Genomic DNA, 19,918 nt, shown 5'->3' with positions numbered 1-19,918 from the left:
ACAGTGGCTGACAGATCAAACGCAAGGCACCAGGGCCAGTCGTAACGCGGGTCAAGCCACCACCCGAAGCGGCACCTGCACATCCTCACAGTCGTAGCGAGTGGCGACGGCCCGGTGCTGCTTCAGGCGGTTGATCGCTCGTTCGACTGTGTTGCGTTTCTTGTAGCGGTCCTCATCGAAGCCGGGTGGCCGTCCGCCGCGTGACCCTTTGCGCAGGCGGGCGGCCTGACTGTCGGTCTTCTCCGGAATCGTGTGCCGGATGCTCCGGCGCCGCAGATACTCGCGGCATGGGCCGTTGCTGTAGGCCTTGTCGGCGGCGAGGCTGTCAGGCTTCTTGCGTGGCCTGCCCGGCCCGATGCGTGGGACTCGGATCTTCTCCAGCACGGGCTTGAACTGGGTGCAGTCCGCCCGCTGCCCTGGCGTGACGATCAGGGACAGCGGGCGGCAGCGGCCGTCCGCGCCCAGGTGGAGCTTGGTGGTGAACCCGCCGCGCGAGCGGCCCAGGCCTTCACCTCCTGCACCGCCTCCACCAGGCGGGCGGCGAGGCTCTGCCACGGTGTTTCGCCCTGGTGTTCTGCCGCTGCGTCCCCCTTTGAGGCGGGAGTCGGCGGTGGTTCTGTGCGGGCGCCGGCGGCGTGCTGATGTGCCCGCATGATGGTGGAGTCGATCGAGATGTCCCAGTCGATCTCCCCGGCCGCGTCGGCCTCGGCCTGGACTTGCTGGAGCAGGCGTTCCCAGGTTCCGTCGGCCGACCACAGGCGATGGCGTTCATAGACGGTCTTCCACGGGCCGAACCGTTCGGGCAGGTCACGCCACTGAACGCCGGTCCGCACCCGGTGCAGAATCCCGTCGATCACCTGCCACAACGCCTGTTGCTGACCGGCAGGAACGGCCGCAGCCGTTCCCACTCGGCATCCGTCAGATCTCCCCGCCCCATGTCCACATCAACGACACAACGGCGGAGTAGTCACATGATCGGCCGGCCAAGTCCAAGCCTCCTCGACGGTCCTCACCGAGCCAGCAGCCGAAGCAGTACCGGCACAGCAGCTCCGGGAGTATGCGTCAGGGAGAAAGCAGAATCCCATGGATGCGATGTCGACAGGATTCTGTGCCGACTGGGCGGAATGACCTTCAGCTGTGCTGGTCGCAGTCCTTTGCCATCAATGCCTTTGCCTGGCCGCTGTCGACAGGGATGAGCTGGACCTGATCGATCGAGTAGTCGAAGGTGTATCCGAGCGTGATCATATCACTCGAGATCGAAAGCGCGCCTGATCCCGGGTCGGTGCCCGTCTGATCAGAGCCGTTGACATCGTTCCAGAGCACGCTGGTCCGGCCGTCGTTGATTGTGCCGGTCGACAGGACCTGGTACTGCCCTTTGTCGGTTCTACCGTCTTTGACGATCGCGCGGCGTTTGATGTCGTCGAGGGCCATCGTGGTCAGCTTGCACCGCAGGTCGCCACCAGGGACGTCGATGTACGTGATCTCGTGACCGTCGATGGCTGCAATCTCCCCGCGGGCCCCATCGGTGATGGAGATGTAGGCACCGTCGAAGCTGGAGGCCTGGCTGCTGCTGGGGCCCTTCGAGGAAGCAGCGTCACTACTCGCGCCGCAGCCCGTGAGCATCAGTGCGCCCGGGGCCAGAGCCGCGATGGATGCGGCTATCCCGGCCCGCGTCACATATGTGGTCCTTGCGGAGTTCACAGTGTTCTGCCTTCGTTCGTTCTGGATGGTCGGCCGGCGTCAGCTCTGCGGTGGCTGGGGCGCCGGCAGCAGCACTGCCAGTACTGCTGGTTGCTGTATCAGAGGTACCACGCAAACAGCAGAATATCTGTCAGAGTCAGCCTTCATAGGCACCCTTGAGTGGTCGAAACTCAGTCGTCAGACGTCTTCGGGGAAGTTGTCGAGCCGCTGCACCGTCAACGCCAGTGCGACCTCTGCCTGATTGAGCGCGTGCTCGCCGTCCCGGATTCGGTACTGCAGACACTGGACGGGCAGGGCATCCGCTTCCTGCAGCGTCAGGTCGCCGAGCTCACGCAGCTCCGCGTGCACACCTTGCAGCTGCTCCTCATGATGCGCAGCCCGGACCCGGAGACGGGCGACCCGCTCCTTCCACCAGTTCACCCGCGCCTCGCGGTCGAGCGTGGTCTTCCCCTCCAGCCAGGCACGCAGCTCAGCCTGGTCGACGTCATTCGGCAGCCCGGTGGCGAGGGGCCCATCAGGTTCCGGCATGTCGATGGGGACGTGCGACAGCATCACCGCGGGAGTCGTCTCGAGCACGTAAGCGATCGCCACAAGATCGTCAACGGTCACGGGGCGAACACATCGCTCCATCTCAGCGAGGACGTCGGCAGAGATCGGGTGGTCGAGCATCAAGAGCACGTAGGCCAGCTCGTCGACGGTCAGCTCGCGCAGCTGGCGGTAGTGGGTGATGGCGTCGGACACAGCAAGGGACGTGGGAACCCTCGTCATCTGGCTCCGTACATGATCGGCCGGACAAGTCCTAGTAGGGCTTTGTTAGCTGGTCTTGTGACGTCGGGTGTCTGGTAGTTCGCTGGCGGTATGAGGGCTGGGGAGCTTGCGGCGGTGCGGGGCCGGTTGGAGGAGTTCGCCTCGGAGGTGTTCGCGCCGTTGACGCGGCGGGATCAGCGGGCGAAGGGCCAGTTGTATCTGCGAGGGCTGCTGTTGGATGGCCGGCGGAGGTCGATGCAGCCGATGGCTGAGCGGCTGGGGATCGACCATCAGCAGCTGCAGCAGTTCATGACGTCCTCGACCTGGCCAGTCGAGGAGGTGAGGGCCCGTCTTGCGTGGCGGGCGGTGCGGGCGGTCCGCCCGCAGGTGTGGGTGGTGGACGACACCGGGTTTCCGAAGGACGGGAAGGCATCCGCGGGGGTGGCCCGCCAGTACTCCGGCACGTTGGGCAAGGTCGGGAACTGTCAGATCGGGGTGAGTGTCCATGCCCCCTCCGACACTGCCTCGTGCCCGCTGGCCTGGCGTTTGTTCCTGCCTGCCTCCTGGGATGTCCCCGAGATGGCCGATCGTCGGGAGGCCTGCCGGATACCCGAGGACACGCACCATCAGCCGAAGTGGCGGCTCGCGCTGGACATGCTCGACGAACTGGCCGGCATCGGGCTGCGGCCCGCCGCTGTGGTCGCGGACGCGGGCTACGGTGCGAACGCGGACTTCCGCCACGCTCTGGAAGACCGCGGCCTGGGCTACGTCCTCCAGGTGAAAGGCGAGATGACCGCCCACTCGGAGGGCGCCGAGCCGCACCGGCCCGCCTATGGCGGACTCGGTCCCAGGCCACTGCCGCGATACCGCACCCGCCCGGTGGCCTTGCGGGAGCATGTGCTGGCCGCCGGGCGGGGGCAGGGGCGGGCGGTGGTCTGGCGCAAGGGTTCCAAGGCCGCGCTGAGCTCGCACTTCGTGCTCCTGCGGGTCCGTCTGGCCGCCCGGCGCCCAAAACCCTCCGACGACGGCACGATCCCGCTGACCTGGCTGATCGCCCAGTGGCCCGAAGGCGAGGACGAGCCGGTCAAGTACTGGATCTCGAATCTGCCCGCCGGTATTCCGGCGAAGGACCTGGTCAGGCTGGCGAAGTCACGCTGGCGGATCGGGCACGACTACCGCGAACTGAAAACAGTCCTCGGCCTGGACCACTTCGAGGGCCGCTCGTTCACTGGCTGGCACCGCCATGTCACCCTCGTCACCGCAGCCCACCTGTTCCTCACCGAACAGCGGACCTACCCAAAAGCCCCTGCCAGGGCCTGACCCTCTACCAGGCCCTGGACCTCCTCCAACACCTACTCGCCACCTGGACCGGCACCTGCCCCACCTGCCGACAACCCACCCCACGACAGCCCTACGACACGAGCTAACAAAGCCCTACTAGTGCCGGGCCTGCTTGATCCTGATCTGCCCGGTCCTCGGGTGTCCCAGCACGGTCAGCACCGGGGCCGTGGGATCCACCGGTCCGCCCGCCCTGTTCGTGATGCGTCCGATGTTCGTGCTGGTGGGGTCGATGCGTACGTGCCATCCGGCGGGCACCACGACCTGTATCGTCCCCATCCCGCACGATGCCTCCAGTGTCACCTCGCGGTGCCGGCACGCTGCCTGGGTGAAGGCGATCAGGATGTTCAGCATCTTGCACTCGGCCACGATCCGCGGCGGGACCACCCACGGCCCGGTCTGCCTGATCGCAGCGAGATGGGTCTTCAGCACCAGCGTCTCGGCGCCCGCCCCCGTGACGGCCGGCAGGTCCGCGACGAGCGGTTCCAACTCCGCGTAGGTCCTCGCCGCGTACGCCTGCTCGAGCCGCTCCTCCAACTCGGCCGGACTGATGCGTCCGTCCCCCGCCGCCGTACGCAGCTGCTCCGCGGCCCCATCCCGGTCACTGTCTGCCGCTCTCATCCGCGCCCGGCCATCGGTGGAGAGAAGCCCCTGCTCATACGATTGAGTCATACAACGAATCTAACCCCGTTCAGGCGGTGCCCCGTTCACCGTGCGAGCGTCACCCGGCGGACCCTGATCCGGGCCGCGGGCCGTACTCTGCGGGAGCGCCTCTTTATCCCCAGGTCCGAGGAGATCCATGGTCGACACCGTTATCTCACTGGCCACCCGTGTGCACGAGCTGCTGGTGACGCACCTGACCCAGGGTGCCGCCGCGACGGTACGGGAACAGGACGCCTTCACCTCGCTCGCGCGTCAGTTCCTCGGCTCCCCGCAGAGCGTCGACGTCAGCGCGGGCCTCCACGACGTCGTCGCGCGCGCCACGGCGCTCGGCCCCGACGGCACGTGGCTCGTCGCCGCCGGGCACGCGGCCCTCGGTGGCATGGCCCTCGCACACAGACGGATGGACCAGACCGTCTCCCACCTCGACCTCGCGGTGGCAGCCGGCTTCAACGACTGCGTGGCGCTGCACGCCGCCCCCGTACGACCGTTGCACCAAGACCGTCGTTTCCAGGCCCTGTACCAGCGGATGCGCATCACTTCGGCCGACCTCGACGAACTCTTCTGGCTGCACGGGGAAATGCAGGCCATGTCGAGGGACGCACAGACCGCGAGCGTCGACAACATCGGCCGCCAGGACACCGGGGTGTCGCTGCTGCCGCAGGCCCCCATACCCACCCGCGAACCGGACACCCCCGGGGTCCTGATCACCCGCATCGATCTCGCCGCGGTCCAGACCGCACTCCAGCAGGCCGCAGTGAAGGCGGAATTCCAGCGCAGCGCCGGCAATACCAGCCTCGGCCTCATCGACGACTCGTGGGACCACGACCGTGCCACGCGCGACGCCCGGTACGCCGACGAGCTGGAATCCCGGCGCCGACGGGCCGCCGCAGCCCGGGCCTTCGTCGAACGACCCGGCGCCGACAACCGGCTCATCCCGTGCCCGCCGCTGGGCTCGGTCACCTACCCGGGCTGAAGGAGGCGGGTGGGGAAGCTTCCCGGCGGCGCGTGGCGTGGAGGCTGCCCACCAGCGCGCGCCCGCGGGCGCTCTGCGGGCACCCGCGGAGCGTTCTCTGGCCTGCGGTGCGCCGGACGCCCCTAGGATCGCCCCATGACTTCCGCGCTGATCCTCATTGACCTGATGCCGCGCATCATCGCCCTCCCGCTCGCCCCGCACTCCGGTTCAGAAGTGCTCGCGCGCTGCCGCGAGTTGGCCACGTCGTTCCGGGCGAGTGGGCGCCCCGTGGTGCAGGTCCGGGTGGAGCGCCCGAACGTGGCGGAGCAACCGCCGGGCAGCGGCTTCGCCGACGACCTGGTGCACGACGGCGACGTCGTGGTGGTCAAGCGCACCATCGGCGCGTTCTACGGCACTGATCTGGACGAGCAATTGCGCAAGCTGGGTGTGGACACCTTGGTGATCGCCGGGCTGGTCACCACGCTGGGGGTCGAGTCCACCGCACGGGCCGCGGCGGACCACGGCTACGAACTCGAGTTCGTGGCCGATGCGATGTCCGGACTGGCCGCGGACGAGCACGAGTTCGCCGTGGAACGGACCTTCCCCCGCTTCGGCGAGGTGCGCAACACCGTCGACTACACCTGACGCCGCTCGGGCACCAGACGGGCGCGGGACGGGTCTTCGCCGGGACCGGACAGGATCCCTGCGCCCGGTGCGCCGCTCGTACACGACATCCAGCAGCCCCTGCGAAGCCAGCCGGTCCGAAGGGAACGCGGCGGTCTGCCGTGCCGGCCCCACCGCGGCGGACACGAGCGCTGACAGGCCGCGTCGCACCCGGGCCTGCGCCCGCACCGCGCTCGGGGGAGAGGTGCGGCAGCCGACGTCGTTCCTGGCCGCGCAGCGGCCGGTCCGGCCCCGATGGCGACCGGGCGGTCCGGATGGCAGCCTGGAAACGACGTCGAAGCGAAAGCGACTGGTCGCCTCACCCAAGCGCTCGAAACCACTGTTCGTGGTCGCGGGAGGTGTACCTCGTGGAATGCACTGCTTCACGTACCCGGAAGCTCATCGGTCCGGCCGTCGCTGCCCTTCTGGCGGCGACGCTCGTACCCGCTGCCGCGTCGCAGGACGCAGCTGCCCAGCCCGGGGACGTGGTGGGCTTGATCAATGCGGAGCGTACGCAGCGCGGGCTGCCGCCACTGACCGTCAACTCCGCCCTGAACACCGCGGCCCGGCAGCACGCCGCCGCGGCCGTGCAGTTGAAGTGGTGGGGTCCGGGCAAGGACTCGCACACCAATCCCCAGACGGGCTCGACCCCGCAGAGCCGCATCATGGGAGCCGGTTACTGCCCGAACCCCCGGTCGTGGCAGGTCGCTGAGATCACGTACACCGGCTGGGGCACCTCGGGCACGCCGAGCGCCGCCGTCAGATGGTGGATGAACAGCCCGGGCCACCGCGCGAACATCCTCAGCGGGACGCTGCGCGAAATCGGCAGCGCGGCGCTGCCCGGCTCCGCGGACCGGGCCGGAGCCGGTGCGAGCGGCGCCGCGACCTACGTGGTGACGTTCGGGCGCTGCCAGAGGTGACGGCCCTCTCGGCCGGACAAGTCCTGGCTAGTCATCCACGGCCCCCGGGGCCAGGGCCGGTGCCGGGAACACAGAGCGGGCCTCGGCGCCCGACCACCAGACGCCGACGGCGAAGACGGCGGTGGCCTCCAGCAGGGCAGCGCGATCGAGTCCGCCGCAGGGCAGGGGCGAGCAGCCCATGGAGGCGATGATCTCCTCCACCCGCCTGGCGGCGGCCGGCTGGTCGGTGCAGAACGGCACCGCCAGCCGAGCCCCTTCGAAGGCCGGCCGGTCCAGGGTCCAGATGCTCTCGTGGCACACCCCGAACGCCTTCACCACATGGGCGCCGGGGGCGGCGTCCGCGATGAGCCGCGCGACGGAGGTGGTGCCGCCCGTGGTCAGGGTCGGGCCGTCGGCTCCCGGAGCCATCGGCACGGTGCAGTCGATCACCGTCCGCCCGGCGAGCAGGTGCGCCAGTTCCCCGGCCAACTGCGGCGCGTCGCCTGCCGGTACGGCGGCCAGTACCACTTCCCCGTGGGCCGCGGCCTCGGCGAGGGTGCCGTGCCCGGAGGCACCGGTGAGCAGGGCGGTACGGGCGGCCGCTTCGGTGTCCCGACCGCCCACCCGGACGTCATGGCCGACGCGTACCCAGGCCCCGCCGAGGGCCGCGGCCATCGCCCCCGTACCCAGAATGCCGATGCGCATGTGCTTGCTCCTGTCGTAGGTGTCGCGAGACGTGCGAGGTGTGACGGAGAGGACGCTAGGCGCGCCGATGCACACCACATGGTGTGCGTCGGGCCGGGCAGGATGGCCGCATGGTCGATGCGGCGGTTGAGGCAGACGGACAAGGCATGTGCGGGGCCCGTGGCGGGGACCTTGACGGGGACCTTGACGGGGACCTGGGCGGCGGTGCATACGCTGCGGACTGCCGGGCGAGGGTTGCCTTCGAGGTCCTGTCGAACCGCTGGGACAGCGTGATCGTGTACGTGCTCGGCGAGAGTGGGCCCATGAGGCCGCGCGCGCTGATCACCCGCATCGGCGGGATCAGCCCCAAGGTCCTCAACGAAGCCCTGCGCCGCCTTGAGTACAACGGCCTGGTCGTGCGCCAGGTGTACGCCGAGGCCCCACCACGCGTCGACTACTCCCTGACCGAGGCGGGCCTCGCGCTGCTGGGCCCGATCCGCGCGATGGGCGCGTGGGCGGGACGCCATGCCGACGCCGTCCTGAGCGCCCAGGCGCGCTTCGCACCGAGAGAAGATCCCCCGGACGGCAGCTAGGCAGAACGTCTCACGACCCCGAGCCCGACCCCCCTGCGTGAGCGCCGTCCGGCTGTACTCGACCGAGGACGTCACCCTGCCGTTTCCTGCGTTCGGGCCGGGGTAGCCGGGGACTGGAGCCGCGCGACGGCCGGCAGGGCGACCAGGCGCCATGCCTGCCGACCCCACTGCGCGAAGACGGCCGAAAAGCGCCTGCGGGAGCAGAATCGGGGCGCGTAGGTCCGCGGATGTGGGGCAGGGGCGCTGAAAGCCTTCACTGTCCGCCCCGTCTGGAGAGAGGGTCACCATGTCGCGCCCCGCAACGGTTGCCGAGTCCGTCCGCCCGGCCGAGGTCGACGCGGCCCCGGAAACGGGCCCCCTGTGCGGGGCGATCGCCGGCAGGGCCGGCCTTCCTCCGCTGACGATGCCGGCCCGCGAGGTCGCACCGGCGGACGCCCGGGAGCTGACCGGCCTCTTCATCGCCAGGCTCCGCTCGCTGGAGGAGGGCACCCGCGAGTACCAGTACGTGCGCGGCACTCTCATCGAGTTGAACATCTCCCTGGTCAACTACGCCGTACGGCGCTTCCGCAACCGGACCGTCCAGGCCCGGGTGGACCTGGACGACATCGTGCAGGTCGGCACGATCGGGCTGATCAAGGCCATCGACCGGTTCGACCCCGACCGCGGCGTCGCGTTCGCCACCCTCGCCCTGCCGTTCATCGTCGGCGAGATCAAGCGCTACTTCCGCGACGCCACCTGGGCGGTCCACGTGCCGCGGCGGCTCCAGGAACTGCGCACGGCGATGGCGAAGAGCCAGGAGGCGCTGTCCGTCCTGCTCGGCCGGGCCCCGACCGCCGCCGAACTCGCCGCCGACCTCGGGATCAGCGAGGACGAGGTGCTCGAGGGCGTGGTCGCCGCCAACGGCTACGCGTCCGAATCCCTTGACGCTGCAGCAGACGCCGACACCCATCCGGGGACCGTCCGGCCCGGCCGCCGGACCCTGGCCGACACGATCGGCGAGGAGGATCCGGCCATGGAGCTCTTCGAGGACTTCGCCACCCTGGGTCCACTGCTCGCCCGACTCGACGAGCGGGCACGGCGGATCCTGGTCATGCGGTTCGGCGAGGATATGACCCAGGCTCAGATCGGCGCCGAACTCGGCATCTCCCAGATGCAGGTCTCCCGCTTGCTGTCACGTACGCTGGCCCGTCTTCGCGAGGGCATGCTCGCGTCCTGACGTCCACCCGCCCCGGTCAGCGGGCACCGGTCACCGGCCCGGGATGAGCCTGCCGGTGTCGAATTCCGCCCACACGGACTTTCCCCGGTCGTGGCGTTGGGTGCCCCAGCGGTCCGAGGTGCGTTGGACGATGAGCAGGCCGTGCCCACCGGGTTGGGCGGGCTGGTGGGGTCGGCGGGGAGAGGGCAGGCCTGGGTCTGCGTCGCTGACTTCGATGCGCAGGCGCGTCCGTGAGGCGTCCAGGACGAGGGCCAGAGGGCCGCCGGCGTGGAGCATGGCGTTGGCCACGAGTTCGGCCACCAGCAGGACGACGTCCTCGGCGACGTCCCGGTCGACGCCGGGTGACGTGGCCGACCAGGCCCAGTCCTCCAGCGCGGCGGCGACGAAGGCCCGGGCCCGCGCAACGGGTTTGGGTATACCGGCCAGCGGGAGGGTCCTGCGTTGACCGCCGGGCGGGAGCGCGCTGCCGGCCCGTCGGCCGTCGTCCAGGGTCCCGGGGCCGGTCGTCATGTGCGGGTACCCCTTCGGCGTGGTCGTCGGCGTGGTGGCGGTTCCAGCTCCGTCCGGTTCCGAATGCCCAGCCGGGCCCGGATCATGCCTTCCCGGTGGCCCGTCGGGCAGCTGCGTCATCCCGTGAGAGCGGCGTCGACCGAGGGGTGCAGGGAGAAGACGGCCTGCGCGCCGCTCAGTTCGAGCACCCGCATGACGGCGGGGGCCGCGGCGGCGAGCCGGAACTCGATGCCGGCTCCCAGCGCGGCGGCCCGGGTCTTGAGCAGCAGGTTCAGGCCGGAGGAGTCACAGAACCCGATGCCCTGCAGATCGGCCACCAGCACAGGGGGGTTCTGCCCGAGCAGGACGGTCAGGGACTCCTGCGCGGGGGCAAGGCTTTCGATGTCGAGGTCCCCGCTGAGACTGCAGACCGCCGCACCGTCCGGTGTCCGCCGTACCTGCACCTCGAGAGCGGTGTTCCGCGGGTCCCCGGCCATCGTGGTCGCTCCCTGTTCGTTCTCGGCAGGCATGGTCCTCGCCCCTCCCCGGAGTGCTCCACGACCTTACGCAAGCCGTCCCCCTACGGCCAGGCCGCGCGGAGCCCCCGTCGGGGGCCGCCCGCTGCAGTGACTGAGCCGCACGCGGCGTCCTGCAACTCACGAGCCAAACCCGGCTGACAGCAACAGCAGGCGGAACCCGCGAGTGCGGTGACGCATGGAAACGCAGATTCCGGTGATACGCGCGACACAGGTGGTCAGCGAGACCACACCCACCGGAAGGAGCCCCACTGTGGCCGACCTCGCCCGCACGGCCGGACGGTTCGATCAGCAGCACGCCGCGCAGCTCGGCGTTCGCCCCGAGGTGCACCCCGACGTGCACCCTGACGGTGCGTGCCGTACCGGGTATGAGGACGCGTTCGCCCGGGTTCCGTACGAGCCGGCCGCGGCCGCCCGGGCGCGCGAGCAGGCTGCCAAAGCCGTGTGCGGCGGTTGCCCGGTCCGGATCGCGTGCCGCCGCAGCGCCCTCGCCGACCGCGTCCGCCACGGCGTCCGGGGCGGCCTCACCGCGGACGAGCGCCACGTCCTGCTGCTGGACAGGTCGCCCACGCTCGGGTGACGGCGCACCTGCCACGCAGAACGGTCGGAAAGAGACGGAGGCGCCACCGCGCGCATGGGTCGAGGCCCGGGACTCCCGCCCCTGAACGTGCCGGGCCCAACGGTGCCACGAGGTCGGGGACTACCGGGACGTGGGTCGGTTCAGGAACCGCGCGATGCGCTCACCCCACGTGGCGACGTCGGCGCGCGTACGGGAGACGTGCACTTCGGCGTCCCGGAGCCAGTCGGCCAGGGTCTCCGCGGTCGAGACGGGGTGGCCCGGGTCCTTCGCCCAGGTGAGGATCAGGACCGGGCAGCGCAGCGCGGCGACCTCCACGGGTGCCGGCAGGTCGGACCCTGCCAGGCCCCGGAGCACCGAGGGCAGGAGCCCGGCCGGTGGTGTGGGCGGGAGTTCGGGTACGTCGGCCACGACTGCGGGGCGGGGCCGGTCCCCCCGGGCGGCGAGCCATGCCTCCGCCCCGTCCCGCTCGATGGTCTCGGCGGATGCCCGGTTGGCCCGGGCATAAGCGGGGCGGGTCGCCCAGGCCGTGGGCGGGAGGAGGAGCGCGAGCCGTGAGAAGCGTGCCGGGGCGCGTACGGCGGCGTGCAGCACGGTGCCGCAGCCCATCGATGCCCCGACCGCGTCGACGGGCCCGGCGGCCCCGAGGTGGTCGAGCAGGGCCAGGAGGTCGTCGGCGAGCGAGGCGTACGTGTAGTCGGCGTCGACCGGTTCGCCCGTCGAGTCACCGTGTGCCCGCGCGTCGTAGCGCACGAGGCACCGCCCGGCGTCGAGGACGGGCGTCCAGCGGAACAGCCCCATGCGGTCCTCGACGGAGCGGCTGACCAGCCCGCCGTGCACGTAGACGGCGATTGGGCCGCGCCCTGTCACCTCGTACGCGAGCTCTGCCCGGCGGTGCCGGAAGCGGCTCTGCTCGGCCGGATGGTTGTCCACGCCCTTCACCTGCGCGTGCTGGTCCCGGGACCCCCTCGTGTGTCGACGCTAAGCCCGACGGCCGCCGTCCGCGCGCCGGCGGTGCCTGCCGGCCCACGGCGGTCGACCATGCGATACCGCCCCGGCCCCACGCCCCCGGGGCGCTCATCGCCCCCGGTCGGAGGCCGGCCAGACGTAGGGAAGGTCGTCCGGCACGCCCGGGAAGTGGGGGCCGTAGTGCTCCGGATCCTTGCGCAGCAGCGCGGACTGATGGCTGCGGTGGAACCCGGGGTCACCGAGCCAGGGCGGCAGCTCGCCGGCCGCCGCGAGTTCGCCCTGTTCCCGGACCGCCGCTGACGTCCGCCAGGCGGTGTAGTCCCGCATCAGGGTGGCGGAGCAGGTGTCCGAGCGGCCTTCGGCAGTCCAGGTGCCGCAGATGTCCAGTCCGTAACGGACCAGGGCTTCCTCATAGCCGGCCCACATCCGGACCGCGGGGTGCCGACGCCAGCCGTACGTCGGCACGGTCAGGCCCCGCAGGACCTGGAGCGCCTCGACGCGCTGCTTTCCGAGACGTTTCGGGTCCAGGACCGCCGCAGAGTCGGCGAAGCTCGGAAACGGAAGAAAGGTCTGCATGAACATCCCTCGGGGAGTCGGCCCCCCGACGTCACGGCCGCGCGACACGGAACGGACGGACCACCTCTCGACGGCGGCGTGAGCCCGTCCGGCACAGCGGGGGACCGGTTCAGCCGGGCCAGGTGCCGGTCAGCCGCCGGGTGGCGGTGGCTCCCGCCCGCTCGACGGCGGCCCTGACCAAGGCGAATGTCGCGCCGTGCAGCGCCGCGGCGAGCAGCACCTCCCGCCAGGTCCGGTCCTCGTCGGTGGCACCGGGGGCGGCATCATCGTGGCCGATCACCTTCCACACCTGCCTGAAGGCCGCCCCGGCGGCGAGGCCGCCCCGGCGGCGAGGCCGCCCCGGCGGCGAGGCCGCCCCGGCGGCGAGGCCGCCGACGGCACCGAGCGTCAGCCCCACGGGCTTGTAAGCGATCCTGGACGCCTTCATGGTGTGCCCTTCCCTGATCTCGACCAGCACGGCCCGCCCCGAGGACCTTTCCTCTCCGCCGCGTGATGTCCTCCGTCGCGCCTACCCCTCCACCCGGGCGGACACCCGCGACGGCCGGTCATGGAGAGCGCACGGCTCACCGCGTGGAGGCTGCTGGAGCACCGCCCGACCGGTGGGGCCCGTGGCGCCGAGGACGTCGCGGCGGTCATCCCGAGCGCGGGGCTGCGCGTGTCCCCGCAGGTTCCCTGCTCGCCAGAGGAGCCACGGCCATGGCCGGCCGCACCGGGGCCGGCCTGTGGGGACGGGCGGCGAACGCAGCGGCCCCGCCGGGTTCCCGCGCTGTGGGCTGTGTGCGGCGGGCGTGCCGGGCGCGTCGCCGAGACCCGCCCGGCGACCGGGGGCGGTCGAGAAGGAGTTCCTCGTAGCGGCCCAGCGCCAGCACAAGGCAGAGCATGAGGACCGGTATCGACACGGCCACCACGGCCATCACCAGGTCACCGGGGGCGCCCGTCATGATGACGGGCCGTCTCGTAGGGTTGATGGACATATGCACGACAAAGCGGCCATAGTGCACTGCTGCCCGCAGCCGACGCACCCATGCGCCGGAGTCCTGCACCGCGTCCCGCACCGCCCGCAGCGCGGTGGCACCGGATGGCCCGGGGGCGGGACGGCCACCGCGGGCCACACGGTCACGCCGCGCGTGGGCCGGCCTTGGGTGGGCAGGCGAGGGAAGGAAGCAGGAGTTGTACGGACGACGAGCCGTACGGACGAGGAGCCGTCCATGAGCACACCCCCCGGCGATCCTGTGCCCCCAAACCCGACGCCGCCGCCGGGTCCCGGACCGGGCCCGCAGCCCGGGCCTGCCCCCGGCCCGGTGCCCGCCCCCGGCCCGGACCCCGTGCCTCCCGCACCGCCCGGGCCGCAACCCGACCCGGAGCCTCCCCGCCCCCAGCCGGAGCCCGGCCCGGGCCCCCTGCCGGGCCCGCTCCCGGCGCCGGAGCCGGCCACCTGACCCGGAGGCGTCGGTTGAATCCGGCGGTCAGCAGGGCCAATCGGTCGGGGCGCCGGGTTCGCGGTCGCCGGACACCGAACGGATCTGCGGCCGGCTGAGCACCGCGCCGGTCGAGGCGTCCAGGAGCAGTAGGTCGTCCCCGGTGCAGTTGCGGCCCGGCTCCAGGCCGTATACCAAGGCGGCTTTCCCCTCCTCGGGTTCGAGCGTCGGCACGACGACGCTCACCCGTCGCCCGTCCGGGCTGACGGCCGGTGTGCAGTGCGTGCGGGCAGTGCCGTGCCACGGGTCGTGCGAGAGCTCCCGGCGCAGCCCGCCCTCGGTGGCCGGGGCGTGCGCGCACGACGACCCGGCCACCACGAACCAGCCGTCGGGCCCAAGCGGCCGCCCGTTCCCGCTCCTCCGCCCGCAGGGCTGCCGAAGCATCCACGGTCCTGCCCGCGAGGAATTCCTCGCGGTCGTGGACCTCGACCAGCCCCGGTGTGCGCACGAGGGGCCTGGCCTCCGCCGACCACCTCGACCGTGCCCCACGCCCGCGCCCACGCCCACGCCCGCGCCGCGCCGAGCAGCGCCACGTCGAGCCGTTCGCCCCCGACGTTTCCGCGGCGGGCACGGTCGCATGTGTCCCTCGCGTTCCGCCGACCGTTTCGCGGGCCCGCCGCTCCTGCTCGATACTCCCCGGAATTCCCTCGTCCCACATCTATGGCCCGAGGTGTTACCTCCAGTAAGTTACCGCCGGGTTAATCGTTTTGCTCGACACGCCGGGGGAGTCATGAACTGGAGAACCACTGCTCTGTTGTGCGCCGTCATAGCGACTGCCGTCCCCGTCGGCACGGCGTCGACGGCGTCCGCCGCACCCGCGGTGGTCGCACGGGCGTCGGCCACGGCGGCCGACCCGTTCTACCGCTACGACGGCAGCAAGCCGTTGTCCGCGTACCAGCCGGGCGACGTTCTGAAAAGGCGCACGCTGGACTACCACGTCCTCGGCATCCCGACGCCGGTGAAGGCCGTCCAGTTGCTCTACCGCACGACCGACGCGCAGGGCCGGCCCTCGGCCAACGTGACCACAGTGGTCCGCAGCCACCACGGCGATGGCAGCAAGGCCGTGTCGTACCAGTCGTTCTACGACTCCCTCGACCCGGAGCACGGACCTTCCCGGGCCATCGCCGGTGACGTCTCGCTCGGCGGCGTCATCGCCAACGCCGAATCCGTCATCCTCGCGCCGTTGCTGTTCAAGGGCTACGACCTGGTCATCCCGGACACCGAGGGCCAGAACGCCGATTTCGCGGCCGGACCGGAGTACGGAACGAACACCCTGGACTCGATCCGGGCCGCCACCCGCGCCGAGGAGACCGGTCTGCACGCCGGGACCAGGTTCGGCCTGTTCGGCTACTCCGGCGGGGCCATCGCCACCAACTGGGCGTCTGCCCTGGCGCCCGCGTACGCACCCGAGGTGAACAGGCAACTGGTCGGCTTCGCCGAGGGCGGGCTGCTCGTCGCCCCTGCGCACAACCTGAAGTACGTCGACGGCGCCCTGGCATGGAACGGGGTGATCCCGATGGCGCTCATCGGCGTCGCCCGCTCCTACGACATCGATCTCACGCCCTACCTGAGCGCGAAGGGCCGCGCGATCTTCGAGGACCTCGAACGCGGCTCCATCGTCGACGCGCTGGGCCGCCACCCGGGGCTGACCTGGAAGGACATGACGAGGCCGGAATACGGGGATCCGAATTCCATTCCGGCCTTCGTCGAGGCGGTCAACAAGCTCAATCTGGGCCAGGCCGCGACCCCGACCGTCCCGGGGTTCATCGGGCAGGGGAACGCCGGCCTGCTCGAAGGAACGTTCAGCAACGTACGGGGCATCGGCACGGGCGACGGCGTCATGGTCGCCGGGGACGTACGGACACTGGCCCGCCGGTACTGCGCCACCGGCAACTCGTCGATCGCATACGAGCAGTACAACCTGCTCAGCCACGTCGGCGCCATGCCGTACTGGGCGCCGCGCGCGGTGGCCTGGCTGGACGACCGCTTCGCGGGCAGGCCCGCCCCCAGCAGCTGCGGAAGGATCCCTGCGGGCAACTCACTGGAGCCGGAGAAGCCCACCACCGCACGGTGACCGCCCCGGACCGGGGCAGTGCCGGAACCAGCGTTCACGGGACTGCACTGCCCCGGTCCGCGTCAGGCGTTGAGGATCCGTCCGGACACGGCCAGGGTGACGCGGCGTGGGGTCAGGGCGGAGGAGGCGGCGGAGATGTGGTGGGCGGTGCCTCGCCGGCCCCGCGGTCCCCCGGGTCTCTCACATCGCGGTGCCTGGTGCCGATGCCGGCAAGGAGAGTCAGGAAGGCTCGGTGGTCACGTTGACGTACGAAGAGATCACGGTTCGGAGAGCATGACCTCCCACGCCGCGGGCGGGTACCGGCAAGCCGGGTGGTGGGTGTGCGGGATATGGCGGAACCGGAGCTGCGGGCGCGCCGGAGTCGTGGTGGCATCGGTGGGATGAAGGACCCGTTTGCGTGTGAGGAGTCGGCGCTCTTGGCCCGCTCGGGTACGGCGGACCGCGCCGCGGCCCGCCGTGCCGTTGCTTCCCGTGCGACCGACGGCCAGGACCTGAGGATGCTGCTGGACATGCTCGGCTTGTGGCCGGCGGACGATCCGCCGGACAGGGCGGCCCGCTGACCGCCCACCGCCCGGATCCGGGCGGTGCAGCGGGGGCCGGCGGTCGGTTTCAGCGACGATGGCGGTGCCGGCCGTGCCGGTGGCGTTCGCCACCGACCAGCAGAACGAGCGCGAGTACGAGGGGGAGGAGGACCAGCACGGTGAAGGCCATGCGCCGCGCATGCCCGTATCCGGGGCACTGATGCCGCCGCTCCGCGGGCGGAGGGATAGGCTCCGCCCCCATGAGCGACATAGGCGAGGCATCCTTCAGCGTCACCGGTGACGTCAGCCGGGACGAGTACACCGAGGCTGCCAAGGCCGCCGGGTTGTTCCGACGAGGCCGGGCGGTGGCCGCCCTCGGCACGGTCTTCCTCGCCGCGGCGAGCGTCTCGCCATCCCGGGACCGCCTCACCGTGCACCCCGTCTTCCTCGGCATCGCGGTGCTGTACGGCCTCGTCGGGCTCGTGGTCCTGCCGCGGTGGGCGGTGGCCCGCGGCTTCCACACCGGCCGGGCTGCCGAGGAGAAGCGGGCCGTGGTGGACCGGGAAGGCATCACGGTGTTCCGCGGCGACGAGTCGATGCGGCTCACGTGGGACGACGTCCGCTGGTACCACGAGACGCCCCGGGTGCACGTGCTGGTGAGCCGCCGGCGCCGCCGGACCTGCCTCCTGGTGCTGCCCAAGCGGCTGTTCACGACCCCGGGCGAGAGCGAGCTGTTCGGCGCGCTCGCCCACGGTCAGGCCGGCGACGGCCCGAGCGGGTGTCATGCCGATCAGGGCGTGGACGGCCCTGCGCAGCACCGGTGAGCAACGGGTCGTCGTAGGCATCACCGAGTGCGGGCAAGGCGGTCGCCCGGATCCGGCACGTCGCCGAACCGGCCCGGCACCGCAACAGCCCGCATGTGCTGCGAGCCGCCCGCGGCCCCCCTGGCTTCCGACCGCTGCCTATCCGCCGGTGTCCGGGCCCCCGACGTTCCCGCTGCTCCGATCGACCGGGATCCACAGCTGGGAGTCGGTCTCCGCACCGATGTCCACCGGCAGCGTCCGCAGGAGCTCCGGACCCGGCCGGCTCGTGTACGGGTTCGAGGGGAACCACTGCGTGAACACGTCCCGCCACAGCTCCTGGAGGGCGCTCGGATAGGGACCGCGGTTGTCGAAGACCGCCCAGGTCCCGGCCGGCACGTCGAGGGCGTCGAGGTCCTCGGCGGCCGTATCGGGACCGGTCACCACGCCGATCCAGTAGTCCGCCGCCGCGCCCTCTTCGCGGCTGTCGGTCACGTACACCACCGCCGACAGGACGCCCTCCGGCTCCTGGCCGGCCAGCCCTTTCATCCGTACGATCGCCTGCGCGTCCAGGCTTTCCACGTGTGCCGCGGCGGCCGCATTGACCCCCTCGTGCACGAGCGGCAGCCGGGTCTTCCGGCCGACGACCCGGAACGGCTCCTTCTCCACGATCCGGTAGTGCATGGCCGTACTTCCTTCGACGACGACACGGAAGGACATGCGCGGCTGTGCCGTGAGCACCGCACCCGTACGCCGGGCCTCGCCCGGACCGATGCCGTGCACCGACCGGAATGCCCGGGCGAATGCCTCGCCCGAGCCGTACCCGTACCGCACCGCGACATCGAGCAGAGTCCGTTCCCCGGCCAGTACCTCGGCCGCGGCGAGCGTCATCCGCCGGCGGCGCACATAGACCGGTAGCGGCATCCCGGCCAGCGCGGAGAACAGCCGTCGGAAGTGGTACTCCGACACCCCGGAGATCCGGGCGACTTCGGCCATGTCGGCCTCCCCGTCGAGGCGGGCCTCCAAGTGGTCCAGCGCCAGGTTCAGCCGCTCCAGCACGCGTTCCGTCCGTATCCGATCGAGCCCCGCCCGACAAAACCGGTGCGGGAACTGTCGGGTGGGAAGCCCTGCAGCCACCCGAGGCTTACGTCATGACTGAGATCAAGGGATTCTGCGAGCCGCGGTTCGGCGCAGTCCGAGCGGCTCTCGCAGCTCTGCTCCGCAAGGACGACGTGGGTGCCTCGGCGGCTGTCTGCATCGACGGCGAGCCGGTGGTCGACATCTGGGGCGGGTACGCCGACGCGGACCGCTCCGTCGGCTGGGAGCGCGACACCCTCACCGCAGTGAACTCGACGACCAAGAACATGACCGCCCTGTGCGCGCTGATCCTCGCCGACCGAGGCGAGCTCGACCTGTCTGCCCCGGTCGCCGCCTACTGGCCCGAGTTCGCCGCTGCCGGCAAGGAGAACGTGCTGGTGCGGCACGTACTGTCGCACACCGCGGGACTGCCGGACCTGTCCGGGCCGACGGCGGTCGAGGACCTCTACGACTGGGAGGGCGTGACGGCAGGGCTGGCCGCGCAGGCGCCCGCATGGGAGCCGGGAACGGCCGCCGGCTATCACGCGCTCACCTTCGGCTTCCTCGTGGGTGAGATCGTCCGCCGCATCACCGGCCGCAGTCTCGGCGAGTTCTTCGCCGAAGAGGTGGCCGAACCGCTGGGCGCGGACTTCCACATCGGGCTCTCCGCCGAACATGACCACCGTGTCGCACCGCTCATCCCGCCCCCGCCACTGACCGACGAGTACGCCGCCGGCGCACCGCTCGGACCGGACGGTACACGCCGGGGGCACGCGGGCGCCGCGATCCGGGTCCGGGACACCAACTCCATCGCCTGGCGCCGTGCCCAGATCCCGGCGGTGAACGGTTTCGGCAACGCCCGCTCCGTCGCCCTCGTGCAGTCGGTACTGGCGAACCACGGGTCGGCCGGCGGCGTACGACTGCTGTCCCCCCAGGGATGCGAGGCCGCGCGGCAGGAAGTGTTCCGCGGCGACGACCGGGTGCTGCGGAGGCCGATGAGCTGGACGGTGGGCTTCGGAAGGTTCGGCAACACCTTCGGATGGGGCGGTTGGGGCGGCTCGTTGGTCGTGAACGACCCCGATGCACGCATGACGGTGGCCTACGTCATGAACCGGATGATCGACCGGGACCGGCAGGAGGACGACCGCGGCATGGAGATCGTGATGGCCGCCTACAGCGGCTCGACCCCGTGACCGGCCCCGTGCCGCGGCCCTGTCGCCGGCTGATCCATCCACCGGACCCCCAGGCCGCCTCCTGGGGGTCCGGCGTGGGGACTTACTTGGTGCCGAGGCCGGCGTCGGAGACCTCGGGCTTGCCGGCGGCCTTGAGCACCTTGTTGAGGAGCGTCAGGTCGTAGATGCCGGC

Annotated in this window: 21 protein-coding genes and 2 pseudogenes; 10 read left to right on the top strand and 13 right to left on the bottom strand. The window is 71.3% G+C overall.

Annotated features, from left to right (window positions below; all coding sequences use genetic code 11):
- Positions 1 to 51: 51 nt before the first annotated feature.
- The 3 genes and pseudogenes from AB0O36_RS32750 to AB0O36_RS32740 all read right to left on the bottom strand — a co-directional run bounded on the left by AB0O36_RS32750 (position 52) and on the right by AB0O36_RS32740 (position 2,442).
- Positions 52 to 937, bottom strand: a pseudogene (locus tag AB0O36_RS32750) (IS5 family transposase).
- Positions 938 to 1,131: 194 nt separating this feature from the next.
- Entirely contained in the window at positions 1,132 to 1,677 is a 546-nt protein-coding gene (locus AB0O36_RS32745) for a hypothetical protein (RefSeq protein ID WP_365116561.1), read from the bottom strand.
- A 201-nt stretch (positions 1,678 to 1,878) separates the two neighbouring features.
- Positions 1,879 to 2,442, bottom strand: a complete 564-nt coding sequence (locus AB0O36_RS32740; protein ID WP_365116558.1) for a DNA-binding protein — start codon at positions 2,440 to 2,442, stop codon at positions 1,879 to 1,881.
- 117 nt (positions 2,443 to 2,559) lie between these two features.
- Between AB0O36_RS32740 and AB0O36_RS32735 the strand changes: the two genes are divergently transcribed.
- The gene (locus tag AB0O36_RS32735; RefSeq protein WP_365116556.1) at positions 2,560 to 3,768 is read left to right on the top strand and encodes an IS701 family transposase; all 1,209 of its coding nucleotides are present in this window, start codon (positions 2,560 to 2,562) and stop codon (positions 3,766 to 3,768) included.
- A 117-nt stretch (positions 3,769 to 3,885) separates the two neighbouring features.
- On the opposite strand, the gene AB0O36_RS32730 is transcribed toward AB0O36_RS32735, so the two are convergent.
- Complete coding sequence (locus AB0O36_RS32730) at positions 3,886 to 4,458, bottom strand: DUF1707 domain-containing protein (RefSeq protein WP_365116553.1); 573 nt, start codon at positions 4,456 to 4,458, stop codon at positions 3,886 to 3,888.
- 127 nt (positions 4,459 to 4,585) lie between these two features.
- Here AB0O36_RS32730 and AB0O36_RS32725 point away from each other — a divergent pair, with 127 nt between their 5' ends.
- Positions 4,586 to 5,422: a hypothetical protein gene (locus tag AB0O36_RS32725; protein WP_365116550.1), complete on the top strand. Its 837-nt coding sequence runs from the start codon at positions 4,586 to 4,588 to the stop codon at positions 5,420 to 5,422.
- Positions 5,423 to 5,557: 135 nt separating this feature from the next.
- A complete protein-coding gene (locus AB0O36_RS32720) occupies positions 5,558 to 6,046 on the top strand; it encodes an isochorismatase family protein (protein WP_365116547.1) in 489 nt (162 codons plus the stop codon).
- Between the two features lie 60 nt (positions 6,047 to 6,106).
- Here the strand turns inward: AB0O36_RS32720 and AB0O36_RS32715 are convergent.
- Positions 6,107 to 6,205, bottom strand: a pseudogene (locus AB0O36_RS32715) (transcriptional regulator); the annotation flags it as partial.
- Between the two features lie 347 nt (positions 6,206 to 6,552).
- On the opposite strand from AB0O36_RS32715, the gene AB0O36_RS32710 reads away from it, so the two are divergent.
- Positions 6,553 to 6,984 carry a CAP domain-containing protein gene (locus AB0O36_RS32710; protein ID WP_365116665.1) on the top strand — a complete coding sequence of 144 codons (432 nt, stop codon included), beginning with the start codon at positions 6,553 to 6,555 and terminating at the stop codon, positions 6,982 to 6,984.
- A gap of 27 nt (positions 6,985 to 7,011) precedes the next feature.
- Here the strand turns inward: AB0O36_RS32710 and AB0O36_RS32705 are convergent, their stop codons facing one another.
- Positions 7,012 to 7,878 carry an NAD(P)-binding domain-containing protein gene (locus AB0O36_RS32705; protein ID WP_365116544.1) on the bottom strand — a complete coding sequence of 289 codons (867 nt, stop codon included), beginning with the start codon at positions 7,876 to 7,878 and terminating at the stop codon, positions 7,012 to 7,014.
- Between AB0O36_RS32705 and AB0O36_RS32700 the strand changes: the two genes are divergently transcribed.
- Together AB0O36_RS32700 and AB0O36_RS32695 are read left to right on the top strand one after the other, a co-directional pair.
- Complete coding sequence (locus AB0O36_RS32700) at positions 7,779 to 8,240, top strand: helix-turn-helix domain-containing protein (protein WP_365116541.1); 462 nt, start codon at positions 7,779 to 7,781, stop codon at positions 8,238 to 8,240. The genes AB0O36_RS32705 and AB0O36_RS32700 overlap by 100 nt on opposite strands.
- Before the next feature lie 403 nt (positions 8,241 to 8,643).
- The gene (locus AB0O36_RS32695) at positions 8,644 to 9,456 is read left to right on the top strand and encodes a SigB/SigF/SigG family RNA polymerase sigma factor (protein ID WP_365116663.1); all 813 of its coding nucleotides are present in this window, start codon (positions 8,644 to 8,646) and stop codon (positions 9,454 to 9,456) included.
- 30 nt (positions 9,457 to 9,486) lie between these two features.
- Here the strand turns inward: AB0O36_RS32695 and AB0O36_RS32690 are convergent, their stop codons facing one another.
- Both AB0O36_RS32690 and AB0O36_RS32685 read right to left on the bottom strand, forming a co-directional pair.
- Entirely contained in the window at positions 9,487 to 9,966 is a 480-nt protein-coding gene (locus tag AB0O36_RS32690) for an ATP-binding protein (RefSeq protein ID WP_365116539.1), read from the bottom strand.
- Between the two features lie 116 nt (positions 9,967 to 10,082).
- Entirely contained in the window at positions 10,083 to 10,475 is a 393-nt protein-coding gene (locus AB0O36_RS32685; protein WP_365116536.1) for an STAS domain-containing protein, read from the bottom strand.
- A 259-nt stretch (positions 10,476 to 10,734) separates the two neighbouring features.
- Here AB0O36_RS32685 and AB0O36_RS32680 point away from each other — a divergent pair, with 259 nt between their 5' ends.
- Positions 10,735 to 11,061: a WhiB family transcriptional regulator gene (locus AB0O36_RS32680; RefSeq protein ID WP_365116534.1), complete on the top strand. Its 327-nt coding sequence runs from the start codon at positions 10,735 to 10,737 to the stop codon at positions 11,059 to 11,061.
- Between the two features lie 120 nt (positions 11,062 to 11,181).
- Here AB0O36_RS32680 and AB0O36_RS32675 read toward each other — a convergent pair whose 3' ends face one another.
- The 4 genes from AB0O36_RS32675 to AB0O36_RS32660 form a co-directional block, all read right to left on the bottom strand.
- Positions 11,182 to 11,991, bottom strand: a complete 810-nt coding sequence (locus AB0O36_RS32675; RefSeq protein WP_365116532.1) for an alpha/beta hydrolase — start codon at positions 11,989 to 11,991, stop codon at positions 11,182 to 11,184.
- 144 nt (positions 11,992 to 12,135) lie between these two features.
- Complete coding sequence (locus tag AB0O36_RS32670; protein ID WP_365116530.1) at positions 12,136 to 12,603, bottom strand: MSMEG_6728 family protein; 468 nt, start codon at positions 12,601 to 12,603, stop codon at positions 12,136 to 12,138.
- Positions 12,604 to 12,712: 109 nt separating this feature from the next.
- Positions 12,713 to 13,030, bottom strand: coding sequence for a DUF4235 domain-containing protein (locus tag AB0O36_RS32665; RefSeq protein WP_365116528.1), 318 nt, complete (start codon positions 13,028 to 13,030; stop codon positions 12,713 to 12,715).
- A gap of 1,039 nt (positions 13,031 to 14,069) precedes the next feature.
- Positions 14,070 to 14,465 carry a hypothetical protein gene (locus AB0O36_RS32660; RefSeq protein ID WP_365116526.1) on the bottom strand — a complete coding sequence of 132 codons (396 nt, stop codon included), beginning with the start codon at positions 14,463 to 14,465 and terminating at the stop codon, positions 14,070 to 14,072.
- Between the two features lie 346 nt (positions 14,466 to 14,811).
- Here AB0O36_RS32660 and AB0O36_RS32655 point away from each other — a divergent pair, with 346 nt between their 5' ends.
- The gene (locus AB0O36_RS32655; RefSeq protein WP_365116523.1) at positions 14,812 to 16,155 is read left to right on the top strand and encodes a lipase family protein; all 1,344 of its coding nucleotides are present in this window, start codon (positions 14,812 to 14,814) and stop codon (positions 16,153 to 16,155) included.
- A 781-nt stretch (positions 16,156 to 16,936) separates the two neighbouring features.
- Positions 16,937 to 17,500: a YcxB family protein gene (locus AB0O36_RS32650; RefSeq protein WP_365116521.1), complete on the top strand. Its 564-nt coding sequence runs from the start codon at positions 16,937 to 16,939 to the stop codon at positions 17,498 to 17,500.
- Positions 17,501 to 17,638: 138 nt separating this feature from the next.
- On the opposite strand, the gene AB0O36_RS32645 is transcribed toward AB0O36_RS32650, so the two are convergent.
- The gene (locus AB0O36_RS32645; protein ID WP_365116518.1) at positions 17,639 to 18,535 is read right to left on the bottom strand and encodes an AraC family transcriptional regulator; all 897 of its coding nucleotides are present in this window, start codon (positions 18,533 to 18,535) and stop codon (positions 17,639 to 17,641) included.
- 92 nt (positions 18,536 to 18,627) lie between these two features.
- On the opposite strand from AB0O36_RS32645, the gene AB0O36_RS32640 reads away from it, so the two are divergent.
- Positions 18,628 to 19,746 carry a serine hydrolase domain-containing protein gene (locus AB0O36_RS32640; RefSeq protein ID WP_365116516.1) on the top strand — a complete coding sequence of 373 codons (1,119 nt, stop codon included), beginning with the start codon at positions 18,628 to 18,630 and terminating at the stop codon, positions 19,744 to 19,746.
- Positions 19,747 to 19,918 lie beyond the last annotated feature (172 nt).

The organism is Streptomyces sp. NPDC089799 (genome assembly GCF_040684755.1).
Lineage (GTDB): Bacteria > Actinomycetota > Actinomycetes > Streptomycetales > Streptomycetaceae > Streptomyces.
Note: the sequence above shows the minus strand (reverse complement) of the source record. Positions and strands in the feature narration are given on the sequence as shown.